This is a genomic window from Extibacter sp. GGCC_0201 (assembly GCF_017566055.1).
Classification (GTDB): Bacteria; Bacillota; Clostridia; order Lachnospirales; family Lachnospiraceae; genus Extibacter.
In genome coordinates, this window is sequence record NZ_JABFCH010000007.1 from 73,904 (window position 1) to 94,737 (window position 20,834).

General features: G+C 49.6%; 19 protein-coding genes. All 19 read right to left on the reverse strand.

Annotation, left to right across the window (positions count from 1 at the left end):
• Positions 1-11 precede the first annotated feature (11 nt).
• Positions 12-1,106, reverse strand: coding sequence for a zinc-dependent alcohol dehydrogenase (locus HJV72_RS06630; protein WP_208069689.1), 1,095 nt, complete (start codon positions 1,104-1,106; stop codon positions 12-14).
• 34 nt (positions 1,107-1,140) lie between these two features.
• The gene (locus HJV72_RS06635; RefSeq protein ID WP_208069691.1) at positions 1,141-2,100 is read right to left on the reverse strand and encodes a transketolase family protein; all 960 of its coding nucleotides are present in this window, start codon (positions 2,098-2,100) and stop codon (positions 1,141-1,143) included.
• A 12-nt stretch (positions 2,101-2,112) separates the two neighbouring features.
• The gene (locus HJV72_RS06640; RefSeq protein WP_208069693.1) at positions 2,113-3,024 is read right to left on the reverse strand and encodes a transketolase; all 912 of its coding nucleotides are present in this window, start codon (positions 3,022-3,024) and stop codon (positions 2,113-2,115) included.
• 233 nt (positions 3,025-3,257) lie between these two features.
• Positions 3,258-4,043 carry a Uma2 family endonuclease gene (locus HJV72_RS06645; RefSeq protein ID WP_243765547.1) on the reverse strand — a complete coding sequence of 262 codons (786 nt, stop codon included), beginning with the start codon at positions 4,041-4,043 and terminating at the stop codon, positions 3,258-3,260.
• A gap of 227 nt (positions 4,044-4,270) precedes the next feature.
• Complete coding sequence (locus HJV72_RS06650) at positions 4,271-5,278, reverse strand: sugar phosphate isomerase/epimerase family protein (RefSeq protein WP_243765548.1); 1,008 nt, start codon at positions 5,276-5,278, stop codon at positions 4,271-4,273.
• A gap of 35 nt (positions 5,279-5,313) precedes the next feature.
• Positions 5,314-6,441 (reverse strand): Gfo/Idh/MocA family protein, encoded by a 1,128-nt coding sequence (locus HJV72_RS06655; RefSeq protein WP_208069696.1) that lies wholly within the window; start codon positions 6,439-6,441, stop codon positions 5,314-5,316.
• A 36-nt stretch (positions 6,442-6,477) separates the two neighbouring features.
• Entirely contained in the window at positions 6,478-7,524 is a 1,047-nt protein-coding gene (locus HJV72_RS06660) for an autoinducer 2 ABC transporter substrate-binding protein (RefSeq protein ID WP_208069698.1), read from the reverse strand.
• Positions 7,525-7,577: 53 nt separating this feature from the next.
• Positions 7,578-8,531 carry an ABC transporter permease gene (locus HJV72_RS06665; RefSeq protein ID WP_208069700.1) on the reverse strand — a complete coding sequence of 318 codons (954 nt, stop codon included), beginning with the start codon at positions 8,529-8,531 and terminating at the stop codon, positions 7,578-7,580.
• The gene (locus HJV72_RS06670; protein ID WP_208069702.1) at positions 8,524-9,498 is read right to left on the reverse strand and encodes an ABC transporter permease; all 975 of its coding nucleotides are present in this window, start codon (positions 9,496-9,498) and stop codon (positions 8,524-8,526) included. The genes HJV72_RS06665 and HJV72_RS06670 overlap by 8 nt, the downstream gene beginning before the upstream one ends.
• A gap of 20 nt (positions 9,499-9,518) precedes the next feature.
• The gene (locus tag HJV72_RS06675; RefSeq protein ID WP_243765549.1) at positions 9,519-11,048 is read right to left on the reverse strand and encodes a sugar ABC transporter ATP-binding protein; all 1,530 of its coding nucleotides are present in this window, start codon (positions 11,046-11,048) and stop codon (positions 9,519-9,521) included.
• Positions 11,049-11,065: 17 nt separating this feature from the next.
• A complete protein-coding gene (locus tag HJV72_RS06680; RefSeq protein ID WP_208069704.1) occupies positions 11,066-11,902 on the reverse strand; it encodes a sugar phosphate isomerase/epimerase family protein in 837 nt (278 codons plus the stop codon).
• Between the two features lie 28 nt (positions 11,903-11,930).
• Positions 11,931-12,761 (reverse strand): sugar phosphate isomerase/epimerase family protein, encoded by an 831-nt coding sequence (locus tag HJV72_RS06685; protein ID WP_208069706.1) that lies wholly within the window; start codon positions 12,759-12,761, stop codon positions 11,931-11,933.
• 26 nt (positions 12,762-12,787) lie between these two features.
• A complete protein-coding gene (gene iolM / locus HJV72_RS06690; RefSeq protein WP_208069708.1) occupies positions 12,788-13,963 on the reverse strand; it encodes a scyllo-inosose 3-dehydrogenase in 1,176 nt (391 codons plus the stop codon).
• A 3-nt stretch (positions 13,964-13,966) separates the two neighbouring features.
• Positions 13,967-14,995 carry a Gfo/Idh/MocA family oxidoreductase gene (locus HJV72_RS06695; RefSeq protein ID WP_208069710.1) on the reverse strand — a complete coding sequence of 343 codons (1,029 nt, stop codon included), beginning with the start codon at positions 14,993-14,995 and terminating at the stop codon, positions 13,967-13,969.
• A gap of 18 nt (positions 14,996-15,013) precedes the next feature.
• Positions 15,014-16,030, reverse strand: coding sequence for an alcohol dehydrogenase catalytic domain-containing protein (locus HJV72_RS06700; protein WP_208069712.1), 1,017 nt, complete (start codon positions 16,028-16,030; stop codon positions 15,014-15,016).
• Between the two features lie 28 nt (positions 16,031-16,058).
• Positions 16,059-17,015: an ABC transporter permease gene (locus HJV72_RS06705; RefSeq protein ID WP_208069713.1), complete on the reverse strand. Its 957-nt coding sequence runs from the start codon at positions 17,013-17,015 to the stop codon at positions 16,059-16,061.
• Positions 16,999-18,537: a sugar ABC transporter ATP-binding protein gene (locus HJV72_RS06710; protein ID WP_208069714.1), complete on the reverse strand. Its 1,539-nt coding sequence runs from the start codon at positions 18,535-18,537 to the stop codon at positions 16,999-17,001. The genes HJV72_RS06705 and HJV72_RS06710 overlap by 17 nt, the downstream gene beginning before the upstream one ends.
• Positions 18,538-18,654: 117 nt before the next feature.
• Entirely contained in the window at positions 18,655-19,620 is a 966-nt protein-coding gene (locus HJV72_RS06715; RefSeq protein ID WP_208069715.1) for a sugar ABC transporter substrate-binding protein, read from the reverse strand.
• Between the two features lie 21 nt (positions 19,621-19,641).
• The gene (locus HJV72_RS06720; RefSeq protein WP_208069716.1) at positions 19,642-20,655 is read right to left on the reverse strand and encodes a Gfo/Idh/MocA family protein; all 1,014 of its coding nucleotides are present in this window, start codon (positions 20,653-20,655) and stop codon (positions 19,642-19,644) included.
• Positions 20,656-20,834: the final 179 nt, after the last annotated feature.

Sequence of the window (20,834 nt, forward strand, 5' to 3'; positions counted from 1 at the left end):
CCTCCTTTTAATTATCTGTTCCTGTATTCTTCCAGCCTGTCTTTTTCTTCATTGGCCAGAACCATCACCTTCACCGCCTCATCTTTGTGCTCGATGGCCCGGTCGAATGCATCCTGAATCTTCTCCAACGGATAATATGATGTGATGAATCTTGTGAAATCAATCTCATCCTTTACCCGTCCCATGAACTTGATCGTCTTCGTGAAGAACCACGGCTGTCCGGCGCTTCCCTGAAGATTCAGCCCCTTCCAGATTGCTTTTCCTATTTCTATCGGAATCTTCCGGCCGATAGAGTGCCCGATAAAGCGGATCCTCGCATGAGGTCTTGCGACGTCTACCGTCATGCTGACACCGGCATCGCTTCCGGTGCACTCCACGACAAAGCTTGCGCCTTTGCCTTCCGTATGTTCAAGCACAACTTGCTCCACGTCTTCCTCGAACGGATCGATCGTCACATCAACGCCGACGACCTCTTCCGCCATCTTCCTGCGGAATGCAATCGGTTCCACCACGATGACTTTTGCGCCGGCCGCCTTGCATATGGTCGCTGCAAAGAGCCCGATGGCGCCCGCCCCGAAGATGACGCAGTCATCTGTCCTGGCCACGTATCCGTCCCTTCCGTAGATACTGTAGTAAGCTACAGAGCAAGGTTCCACGAGGGCGCCTTCCACATACGTCATGTTATCCGGAATCCTATAGCAGAACTGTTCTTCGCCCACGAGATATTCTCCCATGCCGCCAGGCGCGGACGGCATGAACCCGACTTCATTCCAGTTCGTACAGTAGGAATTGTTGATTCCCTCCTTGCAGATGTCACACCGGTTGCATGAATTCGCACATTCTCCCGTGACACGGTCTCCCACTTTGAGGGATATGACATCGGAACCGACGGCTGCCACTTCGCCGCACCACTCATGTCCCGGCGTATAAGGACCGAGGTCATAGCGCCCCTCTTTCGAATGTCCGAGATAACATTCCACGTCAGATCCGCATATACCTGACGCGTGCACTTTTACAAGAATCTGTGTCGATTTCAGTTCCGGCACCTGGACCTCTTCCAGTCTCAGATCTTCTGGTCCATACATAAAAGCATCTAATGATTTCATCGTTTTTCCTCCTTCTTTATGTGCAGCAGTCCGTTTATACGCCTGCCAGCATTCCTTTTATCTCTCCGGCCATATGCTCGGACGTAAGGCCGTTCTTCCCAAGCTGATATCCAAGTGAAGCCGTCACGCCGAAGGTGTCCTGAATCCCCATCATGCGCAGCACGGCGTTTGTCTTCATCCCTGCGAGCACCTCGGACACAGCGCTTCCAAGCCCTCCGATTATGTTGTGGTTCTCACATGTCAGTATATAGTCCGTCTCTGCCGCTGCTTTTTTGATGATATCTTTATCAATTGGCTTGACAGTCGGCATGTTGATGACCCGCACATCGATTCCCTCTGCTGCCAGCAGCTCTGCCGCGTCCAGGGCGATAGCCACGGTTATGCCGCAGGCAAAGACAGCCACGCTGCCGCCGTCCCGCATCGTCACGCCTCTGCCCGGTTCAAAATGCGGAACTTCCTCATAGACGTTTCTCAGGTACATCTTCGGCTGCCGGAAGTAGACCGGACCTTCATAATCCGCCATGTATCTCGTAATGGCTTCCAGTTCATACGTGTCCGCCGGTTCTACCACGCACATGCCGGGTATGCTTCTCATCAATGCCACGTCTTCCACGCCGATGTGGGTCCCTCCGTTCTTCTCAGCCGTCAGCCCCGCATAGAGTCCGCACACTTTCACATTAGCCTCATTGTAAGCTACCGCGATGCTCACCTGGTCGCAGGCACGCTTCGACGCGAAGTTGGCAAAAGAACTGGCAAACACGTTTTTGCCGGAAAGGGCAAGACCTGCGGCGGCTGCCATACAGTTCTGCTCTGCAATACCGAAGTTGAAATGACGTTCGGGAAATTCCTCCGAAAATGCTTTCGTACCGAAGCATCTCATCAGGTCTGTGTCGCACACTATGATATCTTCCTTCTCTTTTCCAAGTTCCACGATCAATTTGCCGAATATCTCTTTGCTTACGAGCGTCCGTTCTTTTTGTGCTGCTTTCTCCATCTCCTTCACCTCCTATGCATCTTTTAATCTTGCAAGCTCTTCTGCATCCAGGAACAAGATCTTCTCATCGATATCTCCTCCGTATTCTGCATACGCCTGCTCAATTTCTCTTAATGCGGCTGCGCCTTCTGCCTTTGTCATCTTCCTGCTGTGCCAGTCCGCTTCATTCTCCATGTATGACACTCCTTTGCCCTTTACCGTGTCGGCAATGAGAACATGCGGACAGCCTTTCGTCTCATTCATTCTGTCGAAAGACTCCCTCAGCGCTTTCAGGTCATGGCCGTCGCATTCCTGCGTATGAAAGCCAAAGGCTTCCCACTTTGCCTTCAGGTCGCCAAGCGGCATGATATCATCCGTAAAGCCGTCAATCTGAAGCCTGTTATTGTCGATGATTACCTTGAAATTGTCGAGATTATATTTGGCAGCCGCCATAGCTGCCTCCCAGACTTCTCCCGACTGGCATTCCCCGTCCCCGAGAACACAGTATACATCATATTCTTTTCCATCCATCTTTCCGGCAAGCGCCATTCCGAGCGCCATGGAGAATCCCTGTCCGAGCGCTCCTGTCGAGGCCTCCACCCCCGGAGTCTTCAGCCGGTTGCAGTGCTTCGGCAGCATGCTGTCGTCCGCGTCGAACTCTTTCAGCTTCGCGGCGGGAAAGTATCCCAAATCCGCCAAAACTACGTAGAGTGCCGGACTTGCATGGCCTTTGGACATGACGAACCGGTCTCTGTATTCTGCAAGCGGGTTCTGACCATCGCAGCGCATCACCCCTCCGTAATACAGCGTAGTCAGCACTTCCAGAACAGACAGTGATCCGCCGGGATGTCCCGAACCCGCATAGGCCATCATGGCTGTCAGGTTGTAGCGTATCTCTTCTGTCTTTTTTCTGAGCTGGTTATAATCCTGCAGCAATTCTTTCATCTTCCTTCTCCTCTCTGCGCTATTGTTATAACAGAATTCGCAAGTATTATAACAATATTCTTATTATCGTTTATTTTTAGTTGCTGTTTTGCCTATTTAACTTACTAATATATTAACAATATAGCTGGATTACTTCTATAAATTTATTGCTATATAAAATAACAATATTCTTTACTTTGGCAAAAAGAAAAAGCCCTCTCTGCATAAACAGAAAAAGGCTTTCTCGTCCCATATTAAATATCGAAAATGGAGAAATCAATCGACAGGCCGTCAAATATTCCGACAGGTATATTATCCTGGAATGTATACGTCTGAATACGGAAATTTTCTTCCCCTTCACCAAATTCATACACCGTAACCGACTCGTTGTCCGGGTCGACCACCCAGTATTCCCTCACCCCGGAAGTCCAGTATTTGTTCAGCTTGACAAGATAGTCCCTCTTGCGGCTGCCCGGTGATACGACTTCTGCCACCAGATCAGGCGCTCCGTTAATCCGCCTGCCATCACTTTTATCTCCGTCACAGACGACGATAAGATCTGGCTGGAGCATCGACCTGTCGTCATCGTCAATCCTGACATCTACCGGTGCGAGAAGCACTTTGCAGGGACCTCCCCGCCCCTTGATATGATGGCGGATGTTATAAAATAATTCCCCGACAATCTCCTGATGCCGCACGGAAGGCGCCTCCATGAAGATAAGGTAGCCGTCCAGCAATTCAGCTCTTACGTCATTCGGAAGGTCGTAATAATCCTCCGCCGTGTATGTGCCGTTCGGCTTTAATACGTCATAAGCTGGTACGGGCTCACATATCATATCTGCCCGTGAACTGGGACGGTACTGGTCAAAGTCAAGACCGAGCGCAGCTGTTAGCGCATTCATCGTGTCGTTCTGCGGGGATCTGGTCGCACCGCTGAATATCTTGTTAACCGTACCAAGCGAGACTCCTGACATCCGTGCAAGCTGCTCATTCGTCAGCCCAAGCTCTTTTTTACGCTCCCTTAACAGCCGAATCTCCATCGGCATCCCTCCTCCCGATAATAGATACTACTTGACAGTATCAGGCAGCATCTGCTTTCTATATATAAATTATTATATAAAAATATAAAAAAGTCAACTCGTTATTATATAAAAATATAAAAGCCATATTGTATCCTTCTTCAAACTGCCACGTTCAGGAAGAATACAATATGGCCGGCCCGGAAAGCCTTTCTATACTATGTTATTGACACGGTCCGTATCATCTGTCAGATATCAAACCCCAGCCCTTTGATTTCCAGCAGATGCCGCGGGAAATCCCTCGTATAATCGCGGGGCATAGCCTCTTTCAGCAAATCTGCCGACTTGGCCGTCGCGATTACGCTTGGCATGACCACATCTTCAATCTCCAGGCTCAGCGGCCCGTCATAGCCGAACTGCAGAAGCGTCATGAGATAACGCTTCCACCAGAACACGTCATGACCGTATCCCAGCGCACAGTATGTCCAGGAACGTTCATACGCCGGATTGCTCAGATAGGCAGCCGTCTCATGGCAGCCGTTCAGGTCTTTGACATCCTTTTCAATATGCGTGTCCTTCGCATGTACATGGTGGATGGCCTGTTTTGCCCCTAGCGCCTTCGCCGCCTCTATCGGATCCATCCCCATGAAGAACAGATGGCTTGGATCCAGATTGGCACCGATTATCGGTCCTATCGCATTCCTCAGCCTCAGCAGAGTCGGCACATTATAGACAATCTGTGTCGGATGTACCTCCAGCGCAATCTTTTTGATTCCGTGGCTTTCTGCAAGCCTTGCTGTCTTTTCCCAGTATGGTATCCCGACCTCGTTCCATTGGTAATCCAGCATCTCCAGCATAACAGGCGGCCAGCAGCAGATGACCCAGTTGGAATACTTTGCCTCAGGACCGCCGCCCGGCAGCCCCGACATCATCGCTATCTTCTCCACTCCGAGCAGTTCGGCAAGCCGGAACGTCTTCTCTACAAGAGTCGCGTCTTTTTCTCCCTGCGCATCCGGGGACAGCTGATTCCCGTTGCAGTTGAGCACTTCCAGCTTCAGCCCTCTGCTCTCAATTGCTTTCATGTAGTTCTCTCTTGCCTCTTTACTTTCCAGCAGCCTGTCGATATCCATATGAGGCGCGTTGGAATATCCGCCTGTCGGAATCTCCAGCGTCTCTATTCCAATCATCGCAGCCGTATCGAGCATCTCTTCAAAAGAAAGTTTCCCGAGACTGTCTGTCATTAATGATAAGTGCATGTCATCCTCTCCTTCTCTCTAATGTCTGGTAGGCATCATCTTTCTATCTCATCTACTGAGACCCATCTGTTTTCTTCTGCGGACTTGACAACGGCATCCAGTACCTTCTGTGCCTCCATTCCGTCCTCAAAGCCTGGGCTTGGCATACTTCCATCTTCCACTGCCTTGAGAAATTCATAATATTGATGCAGTACCGTGTGTTCCCATCCGAGCATATGTCCGGTCGGCCACCAGTTCTTCATATATTGATGCATCTCTTCTGTCACGATGATATTCCGGAAGCCTCTGCGGTCCTCGCAGTCATTATTCAGGTATACATTCAGTTCGTTCATCCTCTCCAGTTCAAAGCGCAGAGAACCTTTCGTCCCGTTGATTTCGAACCACTGGTAGTTCTTTCTTCCCATATGAGCTCTCGATGCCTCGAACATCCCCATGAATCCATCTTTGAACCTGGCCAGCCACACGGTGTTGTCATCATTGGTAACAGCCTCCGTGCTGCCGTCTGCCGCCTTTCGTTCCTTTACGACTGTCTTCATGACAGATACGACTTCATCGATATCGCCCACAAGCCATCTTGCCATGTCAGTGATATGTATCCCCATCTCCAGCGGCCCTTTGCCGACCATCTCGCTTTTATATCTCCATGACATCGGTGCCCCGAACAACGCCCAGTCCTGCTGGTAGAACCCTTTGTAGCTTACGATCTCACCAAGCTGCCCTTCTTCAATCAACTGCTTTGCCAGCGCCACTGCCGGAATCCTCCGGTAGTTGAAATTCACCATATTCAGGACTTTATTGTCCCTGGCGGCTTCATACATCTCATACGCTTCCTTATAATTGCGGGCAAGAGGCTTTTCGCTCAGGATATGCTTTCCATTTCTGGCTGCCTCCACAGCAATCTCTTTGTGGAGAAAGCCAGGAACCGCAATACTGACCACATCAATTTCCGGATCCGTGACAACCTTGTGCCAGTCCGTCTCACATTTTTCCCAGTGGAATCGTTCCCTCGTATCCTCCAGGCCTTCTCCGACTCCACATATCGTCTTCAGTACCGGCCGTATGCCCAGATCTTTCATAAACATGGTGACATCATTGAGCGCGTGGCTGTGTGCCCGCCCCATGAACATGTGGCCTATGAGTGCAAAGTTTAATGTTTTCTGCATCTTCTTCCCTTCTTTCCAGCTCCTGATGCCGCAGAATCAGAAATTATAGTCATCTACATTATCCTTCGTAAATATGAGCGGTTCTCCCAGCAGTACGATGCCTTTATCTTTATCTATTATCTCAAGCTTTCCAAGTCTTCCCGCTTCGATATAGCCCTGCTCCTTTGCCTCATCTACTTTCCCGTCTATCTGTGTCTTAGCCAGGTACATCGCCCCGTAACCGATGTCATACGGACTCCACAGGCAGCATTGCTTGATTGTTCCTTTCTTTAAGTAGTCTTTGATAAGGCTTGGAACGCCAAGTCCCGTAACGGCAACTTTCCCTACAAGGTCAAGCTGCTCAATCGCCTCGCATACTCCCGGGCTTGCCATACCAGTCACGGCAAAGACACCTTTCGTCTCCGGATGACTCCTCAAATAGTTTAGCGTGACGTCCCTGCTCTTTGCAAGATCCTCATCACCGGCCAGGATATCTGCAATCCTCATGTCAGGATAGTTGGCTTCCATGTATTTCTTCATCTCTTCAATCCATGCGTTCTGGTTCGGCGCCGTAAGCACCGCCGTCACTACAAGAAAATCACCGGAATCGCCTGCTTCCTCTACCATCATGTCCACCATCGTCTTGCCCATGCCTTCAAACGTGACCTGATTCAGGAATAATTCTCTGGAATCTGCATTCACGTCTGCATCCCATGCCGAAGTATAGATGCCTGCATCCATAGCTGCTTTCATAGCAGGGGAAAGTGCATCCGCATCATTGGCCGATATGGTGATGGCGGTATATTTCTTCTGCGTCCACTGGTCGATGATATCGGACTGTGCCGCGATATCTGCGTTGACCGGCCCGTTAAAGTCGAGCGTATATCCGAGCTCGTCGCAGGCCTCCTGCGCCCCTTCTCCGGCCGCTACCATATATGGGTCACTCGTGAACTTCGGGCACATCCCAATCGTCACCTTCTCTTCACCTTTTGTGCCGTCTTTCGCATCCTTGGACGTATCCTCTGCTTTCTTCGTCGTACATCCAGCGAGACCACAGACGAGCAGCATTGCCGCTAATACGGCTGATAACATTCTTTTTCTCATATTATCTTCTCCTTTTTTTCTGTTTATTTATACTGCCGGCAGCAGTATAGTTCTTACTCTTGTCTGACCTCCAACGCACGGTTCAATAAGATACCGAGCAAAAGGACGACGCCTGTCACACACAAGGCCCAGTCGCCCCGGATGGACAGCATTGCCAGGCCATTTTTCAGGAATGCCAGTATGACAACACCCAGAAATGTTCCTATAATAGTTCCTTTACCGCCTTTTATGTCCGTCCCTCCAAGGACGACGGCCGCTATAACATTCAGCTCCATGCCGATTGCCGCATTCCCTCTTGCAGTGGATACTCTTGAAGTATAGATAATGGCTGCCACGGCTACGAGGAATCCGATAAGTATATATACGAGCATTTTAAATTTTCTGACCTGCACGCCTGAGAATTTCGCTGCCTCTTCGTTATATCCCATTGCAGTGACATATGTCCCAAACGGCGTCTTCTTGCTCAGTATCCAGACGAGTACCGTCAGTACGATAAACACGACGACCTGAATCGGAACGACTCCCAGTATATATGCTCTTCCTGCGTAGGCATAGGCATCAGGGAACACAGATACCGCGCCTGCGTCTGTGGCTGCATAGGCGATTCCCCTGTAGAAAGAGAACGTTCCAAGCGTCACTACAAACGGGTGCAGCTTTCCATATACAATGAGCACCCCGTTAAAAGCTCCGCCTGCGATGCCTACCACAATCCCAAGTATCAGGGAAAGGAAGAAAGGGCACCCTGCCTGATACGTGAATCCGATTGTCACTGAGACGAGCGCCAGCAGCGAACCGACAGACAAATCGATTCCCGTCGTCATAATGACGAAAGTCATTCCAAGCGCCGCCAGCCCGATTTCTACCGATGCCCTGAGTGCATCAAAGATATTGCTGGCCGTAAAAAAATAACCAGTGCTTGAAAATACGACACATTCCACGACGATAATGAGCAAAAGCATGCAGATACGGGCTGGCTCTTTTCTTATAAATGTCTGAAATTTATTCATAATGCTTATCCACCACCTTATGCCGCGCTGCATCTACTGCAACAGCTAATAATATAATTGCTCCTAATACAAGTGATTCAAATGTTGAAGGCACTGCCATCACCGACATTCCGTTCAATATGATTCCAATCAGTATTGACCCGACAAGTGGCGACAGCGCTGAACCTCTTCCCCCTGCCATGGATGTTCCCCCGATTGCCACCGCCGCAATGACACGCATCTCGTAGCCATTTGCTATCGCCGCCTGCAGCTGTCCGATCTGACAGAGGAAGATCCCCCCTGTAAGTCCGCAGCATACTCCGAGCAGGACGTAAGCTCTTATATATGTACTGGCAACGGGAAGTCCTGCCATCCCGGCCGCCCCTCTGTTCCCGCCGATTGCATATACGTCCCTCCCCCATGTCGTATGCCTGCTCAATACGGCACAGACGGCAAACACGAGGAGAAATACGTATACGGAATTGTTGATTCCAAGAAATGTGCCGATACCTAGCGCCCGGTGCTCCGCCGTCAGGTTCATCGCCCCGCCGCCCGCATACACAAGCAGGATCCCCCGCAGCACGTTCTGCGTGGCCAGCGTCACGATAAAGGACGAAAGATTCAGCTTCGCTACAAGAAGGCCGTTGATAAGCCCGAGCATTCCCCCTCCGGCCATAGCCGCCAGAAGACCAAGAAGCAGCGAGTCCGTCCAGGTAACGACGTAGCCGAATGCATATGCACAGACGGCGAGCTGCGATCCGACCGATATATCAATCTCTCCGAGTAATATGACAAAATTAAGGGCGATAGCCATAATGCCGATGACCACAGTCTGTACGAGTATCGCCTGAATATTGTCAAAAGTCATAAAACCACTCGCAGCCGCAGAAAAGGCCAGAAGCAGAATAAAAGAGAATACAAGCGACGGTGTCGACGGACGAAGGAGCAGCCTTATAACTGTGGCGTTTATACTTTTTTTCTTTTCCATAGTCTCCATTCCTCCCTGATTTAATCCGAATCTATCTGTCTGCCGTCAGCCACTCCGGAGGCGGCCAGACCTATCTTCTCCTGTGTGGCCTCCTCTTTGTCAAACTCTCCGGTCAGCTTTCCTTCATGCATGACAAGAATACGGTCCGACATGGACAGCACTTCCGGGAGCTCTGATGATATGAGCAGAATGGCTTTTCCCTGGCCTGCCAGTTCGTCAATCAATTTGTATATCTCTGATTTTGCGCCGATATCGATACCTCTTGTCGGCTCATCCAGTATGAGTATCTCCGGCTCTCTTACCATTATCTTTGACACTACGACTTTCTGCTGATTGCCTCCTGACAGCTGGCTTACCGGTTTATCGACAGATGCGCCGCGTATGCTTAAGGTGTGGATATATCTGTCTGAAATCTCTTTCTCTTTCTTATAATTGATGAAACCATATTTTGTCAGGCTGCCAAGCGACGCCAGTGAGATGTTGCTCCCGATGCTCATCGGCAGAATCAGCCCCTGAGATCTCCGCTCTTCCGGCAGATAGACGATTTTTTTCCTCATCGCGTCCTCCGGCGATTTGATATGCACTTCTTCCCCGTGTATCTTTACATTTCCGGAGGTCACCGGAAGCACCCCGAACAGTGCCTGTCCAATCTCACTGCGCCCTGCCCCTATGAGTCCGGCCATGCCTACTACTTCGCCCTCGCGTATCTCAAAGCTGACATCAGCAAACCTTCCATCTGACGATAATCCCTCTACGGACAGGACAGTCTTGCCTATCCTGCTCTTTCCCCTTGTAAAGAGCTGTGACAGCGGGCGGCCTACCATCAGCTTCACCAGCTTGTCCTGGCTGAATTCAGAGATTACATCTGAGGCAACCCATCTTCCATCCCGAAGCACCGTGATTCTGTCGCAGATACGGAAAATCTCTTCCAGCCGGTGGGAGATATAGACAACACCCACTCCCGCTTCTTTCAACTCCTGGATTACTTTAAAAAGACGCTCGGTTTCGCGATCGGTCAGAGAGGCGGTCGGTTCATCAAAGATGATGACCTTGGCCTGCCGGATGAGCGCTCTGGCAATCTCTATCATCTGACAGTTTGCCACGGAAAGATGCTTTACCTGAGATGCCACATCCAGATTGACATCCAGCTTTTCAAATACCTCTCTTGCCTCTTCCTGCATCTTTCCGGTGTCAAAACCGCCCCATCTTTTTCTCGGCCGCTTCCTTCCGACAAAGAGATTCTCCGTCACGGTCAGTTCTGGAAACAGGTCGATCTCCTGTGGTACCATACCTATCCCTGCCGCCTCTGCATCGTGGGTAGAGTTAAAGTGCACTTCCTTTCCCGATACCTTTACGTCTCCGGATGTCCTGCTATAATATCCATATAAAATCTTCATCAGTGTACTTTTCCCGGCACCGTTTTCTCCCATCAGCGCGTGAACCTCTCCAGCGTAGATTTCAAAATCAATATCTTTTATCGCTGTCACTTTATCGAAACATTTGGTAATCTGCTTCATCTCACATAGTGTTACTTTCTGCCCGGTTCCCAACTCTTCCCCCACCTTTCCTATGTATCACCGTTATACTCCCGGAATGATTCTTTCAGTATCGCGATATCCTTTCTGAGCAGATCTACTGCATCTTTATCGCAATGGTTCATCGGCTGCCGTTCATAAAAGTTCTCAAGGTGAACGTATCCGGTATAGCCGATATCACAGAGCGCTTTTACCGACTCATAGTAGGAAGTCACACCCTGTCCGAGCAGGGCTGCGCTCAGTTCTCCTTCTTTACCATCCTTTACATGCACTTCGCAGATCTTGTCTCCAAGAGCATATATCATCTCTGGAGCAGAATATCCTTTATTGATATATGGATTCTGTGTATCCATATATATCTTCAGGTTCGGGCATGCCACTTCTTCGAGCAGCCTTAAGTCTTCCTCCGCAGACAGGGCATTTTCAGAGGCCACCGTGATTCCATCCTCCGCAGCCAGGCGGCAGGCATATGCAAGACAAGCTGCCACACTTCTGAAATCTTCTTCCGAATGAATGGCACTCTCTCCGAACGCCGGTATCTGTACGAGCGGGAGTCTCATCCTCTTTGCCGCCTCCACCGCTTTTTCGATAGCCAGCAAAGCTACCTTTTTCTGCATGGAACCGTCGGGCTTCGTCATCCCATAATAATCCAGACAGTTTACGGCAATGGCGGTCAGCGCGATGCCGTTCCTCGCCGCCTCTTCCAGATATATATCCTGGATATACGGGTTGGATAAGGGAAAACTGCGCTCATAATCTCCCTGCGCCAGTTCCACCGCGTCAAGCCCCATATCCTTTGTAAACCTGCACACATAAGGCCCCTGAACAGGAGAGCTCCATTCGCACAGACCAAACTTTACTTTTTTCACTATGCATCCCTCCTTGCATGAATACTGCTTACCTGCACGCTTCCTTCAGTATCTCCAGATCCTTCTTCGCCACGTCGATATATGTATCTGCCGTATCACACAGCGGCATCCTGTCATAGAAGTTCTCCAGATGAATCCATCCGCTGTAGTCTATCTCGTGGAGAACCGCCATCGTCCCTTCAAAGTCGGTATCCCCTTCTCCGAGATATGCGGAACTTCCGCTTTGCCCGATACCGTCTTTGACATGTATCTCTGGATAGAGGATGTTGTTTCGCGCCAGTTTTCTTAACATCTCCGGCTGTGACCAGTTCTTCCAGACACGGTAATTCTGCGAATCATACAGGCAGGAAAAGTTCGGCTGTCCTACCTTGTCGAACAGCTCCAGGTTCTTTTCTATCGTCAGCAGATTCTCCGTCGCAATCGTAATACCCTGCTTTGCCGCTTCCTTGCATGCATAGGTGAGCGCTTCGGCCGTGACATTCATGTCCTCCTCCGTCTCAATATATCCGTCACAGAAGCTTGGCATCATGACCATCTCCATCTTCATATATGACGCCGTGTCAATGGCCAGGTCGATGATTTCCCTCACCCGTTTTCCTTTTTCCGTCGTAGCCGGATGCTTCAGCCCGCAGAAATCGAACTCGCACACCGCCATAGACGGAAATGCAATCCCATACTTATCTCCTTCTTCCAGATAATAGTCTCTGAACCATTTCTGTCCGAGCATAAAGCCCCTCTCCTGATATCTCAGGAAGCCCAGTTCCAATCCGTCCAGTCCTATCTCATGGGCAAGCCTGATATTACCGACGAGCTGTCCCGGAAGCGCAAAATCCAGTGCACCGTATTTAATATTCAACATAATATAGCCTCTCTTTCTTTCCTTAATTACCAGTTAGGGGTTATCACAAATTTTCCGCCTTCCAGTCTCTCCGCCGCCTCAATCGCCTCGATAGCCTCATCCAGGCTGTAACACTTTGTCAGGAACTTGCCGGGATCGATACGCCTGCTGGCAATGAGCCGTATGACATGGGGCCATATATCATGCCCGGAACTCCCGATAGAGCAGTGGTAGTTCACGCCCTTCTTCTGGAGATATGTGGACATGATTGGCGTTCTTACCGGAGATATCCCAATCTGTGCAATCGTTCCGCCGACCGCAACCATCTGTTCAATCTCAGGAATCGTCTCTGCCTGATGGTGGGTCGCCTCCACCGCCATCTCCACGCCTATCCCTTCCGTCAGTTCCAGCACCTTTTCACTCGGACTTGTACCTGCGGCGTAGAGCGCATCTGGATTGAACACGTAATCTGCACCCACTTCCCTGGCCAGCTTCATACGTAATGGTTCTTTTTCAAAAGTGATAATCTTTGCCGCACCTGCCGCCTTTGCAAGAGATGTCGCCGACAGACCGATAGGTCCTGCCCCAAAGACAGCGACATTACCTCCCGGGCGGAATCCACCGCCCCGGACGAACATTCCGTTATAGGCCACAGCAGTAGGCTCTACCATAGCAGCCACTTCAAGCGCCCGCTCTTTGCTCCCATACACAGATACAAGATCGCCGACGTGGAAGCAGAATTTTTCCTTAGCAACGAGATATTCCGCATATCCGCCGTCCAGCGTGAACCCGATCTCTTCCAGATTCTCGCACTGGTTGACAAGCCCTGCCCTGCATGCGGCACATTCCCCGCACCAGTTCATCGTCTCTGCCACGACGAGGTCGCCTTTTTTAAAGTTCTTGACGTTCTTCCCGACCTGCACAATCTCACCGGAAAATTCATGTCCGATTACGACCGGCAGCCTGCAGTGCCCACAGTAATACAGGTAATCGTCTTCATCCGCACCGAGAAACATCGTGTCAGAGCCACATACCGCCGCCCCTCCTACCTTCAGAAGCACTTCATCGTCTTTTGGTTCCGGCACAGGTATATCGACAAGCTTAAGTGACGGATGGTAGAAAAGATCGCTGCCCATGCTTGCTCTTTTGTCCCTGCTCTCTCTTTCTGTCGGCTTATAGCCTTCCCTCGGTTTCCACTGTGCATCTGCCTGTAATGCTTTCATGTTCTAATTCCCCCAATCATCTAACATTTTATAATCTTTTGTTTTATAAGACTCATCCGCAGCCTCTGCTGCCTTAGTTGCGGCTACAGCATCGTACACTGTAACCTCCGGGCTCGTTCCTTCTTGTATACAGCGGACAAACTCCTTCTTCTCCTCCAGAAATGCCGCCCCGAACCTGTCGATGAACTGTCTTGCAAACTGAATGTCCACACCGCGTTCATCGTATAGATATACTATCGGCTGCCCATTCCCCTCACCTATATATACTGTTCCGTGTGTACCGATAATCTCTGTCTCCACACGAAATCCGTGGGCACATGTCCTTCCTGACAGAATCGTTCCCATCGCACCGCTTCTGAACTGCATCGTCACAATGCCATTGTCACAATCAGAGGTAGCTTCGAACGCTCTGTATCTGTAGCATCCGCCCATCGCATATACGGACACCAGCTCATCGTCAAGCATCCACCTGGCCAGGTCGAAGTCATGCACCGCCACGTCAAAGAACAGCCCGCCGCTTCTGACGGCAAAGTCAATGCTGCTCTGTATGTGTTCCACCGCGTCCATCCGATAAGAGCGAAAGTATACCGGCCTTCCTATCCTGCCTTCGGCAATCATGCCGCGGGCCTTCCTGTACGCCATGTCATAGCGAGTCATAAATCCAGCCTGGACGACGATATTCTTATTTTCCAGTGCGGCTTCTTCAACGGTCAGACACTCTTTCGATGTAAGCCCAAGCGGCTTTTCACAGAAGACGTGTATTCCTGCTTCTATCGCCTTTATGACCTGTTCACAGTGCTTTTCAGAAGCCGTGCAGATGACAACCGCGTCTAGCTCTTCACAATCCAGCATCTCTTCATAACTGCTGAACGCATATGAAGCCCCTAATTCCTGCTGCATCTGTCGGGCCCTGTCTTCGCTCCTGCAGCAGACTGCCGTCAGGTCCGCATCCTTCATCCGGTATGCAATATCCTCGGCGTGGAACCTGCCCATACGCCCAAGGCCTGCCACTCCAATCCTGACTTTTCTCATATTTACCACCTCATGCGTCTATTTCCACGGATCGACGAGCACTTTGATTGCCCTGCCGCTTTTCAGCGCATCGATTCCACTTTGAAACTCTTCAAGCGAAACTCTGTGGGTTACCATATCCTCAACCGGAAGCAGGCCTTTCTCTAAGATTCTGAGCGTATCGTCAAATTTGAAACGGGACGCATAATTGCCCATGATTGTAAGATCCTTTCGTGTAATCGTATTCTGGCATATCGTCTGCCAAGCATTGGAATTCATGCCAAACAAAAGTATCCTTCCGCCTTTTCTCGTATAGCTGACCGCATCGTTTATCAATGTACCGACCGTGTCTACCGAAAAGTCCGCGCCGTCCACCGTGTGTTCCTTAAGAATCTGTTCAAGCGGTTCTGATGACGGGTCTATAGCAAGATCCGCACCAAACTTATATGCATACTGTCTCCGGTAGGAGGATGGCTCACTTACAATAATCTTGCCCATTCCCATGCGTTTCAGCATCATGATGAAATACAGCCCGACAGGGCCGGCTCCAAGTATAAGAGCATTTTCCCCGACCTGTGGATTCAGCTTGCCAAGAGAAGTCAGCACACAGCCTGCCGGGTCAAGATGCACCGCCGTCTCTGCCGGCGTGTCCGGCGATACTTTATAGAGGCAGCTCTGTGGAGCGACGCAATACTGCGCAAAACCGCCGTCGAGAAATACCCCGAGACACGTGTTGTGCATACACATATTCGGCTGCCCATGTCGGCAGTAGTAACATTTGCCGCAGAATAAGGAAGGGTCCACAACCACCCGGTCACCAGGCTTTACATCTGCCACCTTGCTTCCAGCCTTCTCTATCTGCCCGCTGAACTCATGCCCTAAAATCGCTCCTTCTGCTGCCGGATGTCCGGGCGGGACTTCCAATATATGTATATCTGTACCGCAGATTGCAGCAGCTTCTACACGAATCAGCACATCCTCTTCGCTTTTGAGCTCCGGCATCTTCGTCTCTTTCACTTCATATCTCCCGTTTCCGGCAAAGAACAATCCTTTCATCTTCTGTACACCTGCCTTTCAAAAGAGGCTATTTCCTAATCTTGACCGCTTTACTGCGGTAAGTGTCGAGTATTACAGATACGATAATCAATGCTCCCTTGAATATCTGCTGATAGAAAGCGGATACACCAAGCATCGTAAGACCGCTGTCTATGCATCCGACGACGAGCGCACCGATGATACATCCAAAGATAGTGCCAACGCCTCCCGCCAGGCTCGTACCTCCGATAACGGTGGCAATAATGGCGTCGAATTCATAATTGACTCCTACTGATGCATTGCCTGCATTGACGCGGGAAGTCAGGATGATTGCCGCGATACCGGTCATGATTCCCATATATGCATATACTAAAAATGTTATCAGCTTTACATTGATGCCACACAGATGAGCAGCTTCTTTATTGCCCCCTATCGCATATACGGACTTTCCAAAGGCGGTCTTGGCCAGTATAAGATGGCTTAAGACTGCCAGGACGGCATATATGATAATCGGTATCGGTATGATACCGACACTCCCTCCGCCTATCTGTCTAAAAGTATCGTTCAGATTCGTGATTGGAAACCCTCCGGTCACGATATTAGCGGCCCCCCGCGCCATCAGCTGCATGCCAAGTGTCATGATAAACGGCGGGATTCCTGTCACTGCGATGACACCTCCGTTGATGACACCACACAGAAGGGCAATTCCGATACCAGACAGCGCGGCTGCTATGTTATTACCTGCACTCGCGAAGATGGCTATCACCATTCCGGCAAATGCGAGCGTTGAGCCAGGTGACAAATCAATTCCACCGGTTATGATGACCATCGTCATACCAAAAGAGATAATACCTGTCACAGATACCTGTCGCATTATATTTGTAAAATTTTTGAGGGACAGGAAGTTAGGCTCCGCGATGCTCAGTATGACAATAATAAGCAAAAGGACTAACAGCGTGCCGAATTTCCCGATTCGTCCCGTGATTCCTCTAGATAAGTTCTTCATCTTTTACCATTCCTTTCGGCTCTTTTTCCAGCTTTGCTGCATATTCCATAATATTTTCCTGCTTGATTTCATCCCCCGTCAGTTCACCTGTAATCCTGCCGCTTGATATGACGAGAACGCGGGAACTGATGCCTACGACTTCGGGCATCTCAGAGGATATCATGATGACTGCCTTGCCACTCTTAGCCAGATCGCACAGAATCTTATGTATCTCATATTTTGCGCCTACGTCAATTCCACGCGTAGGCTCATCCACAATCAATATCTCCGGCTGACGGCACAGCCATCTGCCGAGCAGCACTTTCTGTTGATTGCCTCCGGACAGATTCTTCGACTGGACGCCCAGTCCGGCTGTCTTGATCAGCAGTGACTTGACCTGCCCGTCTGCTATCTCATCCATCCTTTTCCTGGACAGGAAAAGAGCTTTCTTCACCTGTCTTAAGCTGGGCATTACGATATTGTCCGTAATGCTCATACCGAGGAACAGGCCTGTCCCTTTCCGGTCTTCCGTGAGCATAGCCATCCCTCTGCGTATCGATTCTCTCGGATCTCCCTGTCTGAGTTTCTCGCCGTGAACGGTAATCTCACCCGAATCCGGTTTCGTTATCCCAAATACAGCCGACATCAGCTCGGATCTTCCGGCACCCATCATCCCTGCGATTCCAAGTATCTCTCCTCTTCGTACCTCAAAAGAAATGTCCTGGAATTCTCCGGCTTTGCTAAGATGTTCTACCTTCATAGCGACCTCTCCGGGTACTGCCGTATTCTCCGGAAACATTTGTGTAATTTCCCGCCCTACCATAAGCCCAATCAAAGACTGGTAATCCAGCTCACCTATCGGTATGCTGCTGGCTACACTCTGGCCGTCCCGCAGAACAGTGACCGTATCTGCTATCTGGAATATCTCATCCATCTTATGCGTGATATAGATGATAGACTTTTTTTCTTCTCTCAGCTTGCGGATAACCTGAAACAGCATATCTACTTCTTGTTCTGTAATCGCAGATGTAGGCTCATCCATAATGATGAGCTTCGCCCCTGCAGATACGGCTCGTGCAATCTCCACCATCTGTACGTAACTCGTCGTCAGTTCCTTCATCTTCCACTTCGGATCTATTTCAAGACCGATGGAGCAAAACAGCTTAAGCGTCTCCTCGTTCATCGTCTTTTCATCGACGAACACCCCCTTATGAGGCATACGGTTCATGTACACATTATCCGCTATCGTCATCTCCGGAACTGCCGCCAGCTCCTGATGTATCATCGAGATGCCGTCCTCGAGCACCTTCTTCACCGAGAGATGGCCGCTTCGCTTCTCATTCATAAAGTAGACTTCACCTGCATCTGGCGGATAGATTGACATTAGCACTTTCATCAGTGTCGACTTACCTGCACCATTCTCTCCGAGCAGCGCATGTACCTCTCCTTCTCTTACTTTCAGAGATACTTTGTCTAAAGCCAGCACGCCCGGAAATTCTTTTGTAATCTCCTTCATCTCAAGAATATATTTATTTTTATCCATATATCATCCACCGATTTCTTTCCGTTTTTAATGGCAGTATTTCTTACCGACAGACGGGCATATCCTCTGCCGTATCGTCAGCTACATGAACATGCCCGTCCGCTTTTTATGCTGCCACTATTGCATATATTCTTTAAAGTTATCCTGTGTCACCATTTCAAAATTAATCTGCACCCACTCTGTCTTCTCTCCGGTATATTTCCCGTCGATGCAGTCCAGGACTGTCTCTACCGCAGTCTTGCCCTGTTCTCCTGCGGGCTGGAATACAGAGCCTGTCAAGATTCCGTCTTCCATCGCAGCCAGGCCGTTTTCCTGGGCGTCGATGCCAATGACCGCCACATCTTCCAGCATATCCGATGCCTCCAGAGCAAGACCGGCTCCGATTGCCATCTCATCGTTGTTGGCCACTACGACATCGATATTCTTCTTGCTCTGTATCCAGTTTTCGGCAATCGCCATACCTTCATCTCTGTTCCAGTTGGCACAGTCTTCAAACACGATATTGATATCCGGATATTTTGAGAGCACTCCCTTCAGAGATTCTGTCCTCTTAGTCATATCCTCTGAGCCAAGTATACCTACAAGCAATGCCACATCCAGTTTCTCTCCGTAATTTTCTACGATATATTCTCCCTGCATCTTTCCTGCTTCTGATGAGTCTGTCGACACCATGACCCAGGCAGACTGGCACTGGCGCACTGCTGAGACAAGAGGAACTTCATATTCATCTGCTATCTTCCTGTACTCCGAACCATCTCCATTCGTATCGACTGGTACGAGAATGACGCCGTCCACACCACTTTCACATATGGAGTCCATCTTGCTGAGCTGCGTGGCTGTGTCGTCTTCACCGTCCACGAGTACAAGCTCTATTCCCTTCTCCTCACAATATTTTTTAGCTCCTTCATATACATATACCTCAAAAGTGTCCGTGGAGCTGTTGATGCAGTAAGCTATCTTCTTGGATTTGCCCGACGACTCTCCTGTTTCCTTTGTGTCTTCTTTCTTTTCTTTACTTCCACATGCTGCCAGGCTCAATATCATTGTTAATACTAAAATAATTGATACTATTTTCTTTTTCATACTTTTTCCCTTTCCGCTCTACTACTGAGCACACATAATCTTTCCATCATCATATGATTTCTGCGCCATGAACGCCATCTCTACAGCCTTCCTTGCATCGCCTGTATCAACCCTGGACGCCTCCCCGATGAGAGCCTTGTCCACAAATGCAGCCACCTCCCGCAGGTAAGCTTCCTCAAAACGCTCTCTGAACCACGGCTGGCACTCGTTCCTCATCCCGTATTCATCCTTCTGCGTCACATAAGAAGTCGTACCTGAATTCACAAGCAACGTCCCCTTAGTCCCTACGATTTCCATCCATACATCATATCCGCACACCCCTTGTTTCGAACCTTCTACCTCGGCCATTACACCGTTGTCAAACTGCATGAGCACGGAACAGTTGTCTATATCATTGAACGCCTCAAACTCTGTAAATTCATAGATGCCACCTATCGCATACATGGTTTTGACTTCCCCTCCTGCAAACCAGCGCACAAGGTCAAAATCATGTACGCTCATGTCAAAGAACATCCCTCCGGCTCCAGGACCAAAACGGACATAATCTTCTCTCTGGCAGGCCGGATCTCGCGTGATGCTTCTTATCTTTATGATTTTTCCTATATCACCGCTGTCCACCCTCCTCTTTGCATCCTGATAAGAACGGTCGAAACGGCGCATAAATCCTACCTGAATCGTCCTGCCGGGATTCATCTCCACAGCCTTGTCAATCTCGTCAAGCTCTTCTATCGTAAGTCCTGTCGGTTTTTCACAATAGATGTGCTTGTGGGCGGCACATGCCGCTTTGATACAGGCACAGTGCTCGCTTGAAGTGTTCGTAATCATCACCGCGTCGATGTTCGACTTTTCCAACATCTCGTTGTAATCTCCGTAGTACTCTGCCGCACCGAGCTGCCTGGCCGCTTCTTCTGCACGATCCATATTGATGTCACATACAGCGGCCAGCTCTGCATTTGGAATCCGGTAAGCTACGTTTTCCGCATGCTGGTACCCGAGGCGCCCAACCCCGATGCAGCCAATCCTCAACTTCTTCATTTTAATCTCCTCCTTTGTTATTAAATTTACAGGTGACCTTTACTATAAAACAGATAATCTATAACAAAACTGCTTATTCTATAACTATATTCTTAAGTTGCTTTTTTGTGTCAATATCCATAATTCAACTTAATACAATTACATTTTTGTATATTTTATCTGTTTTATTTGTATTTTAC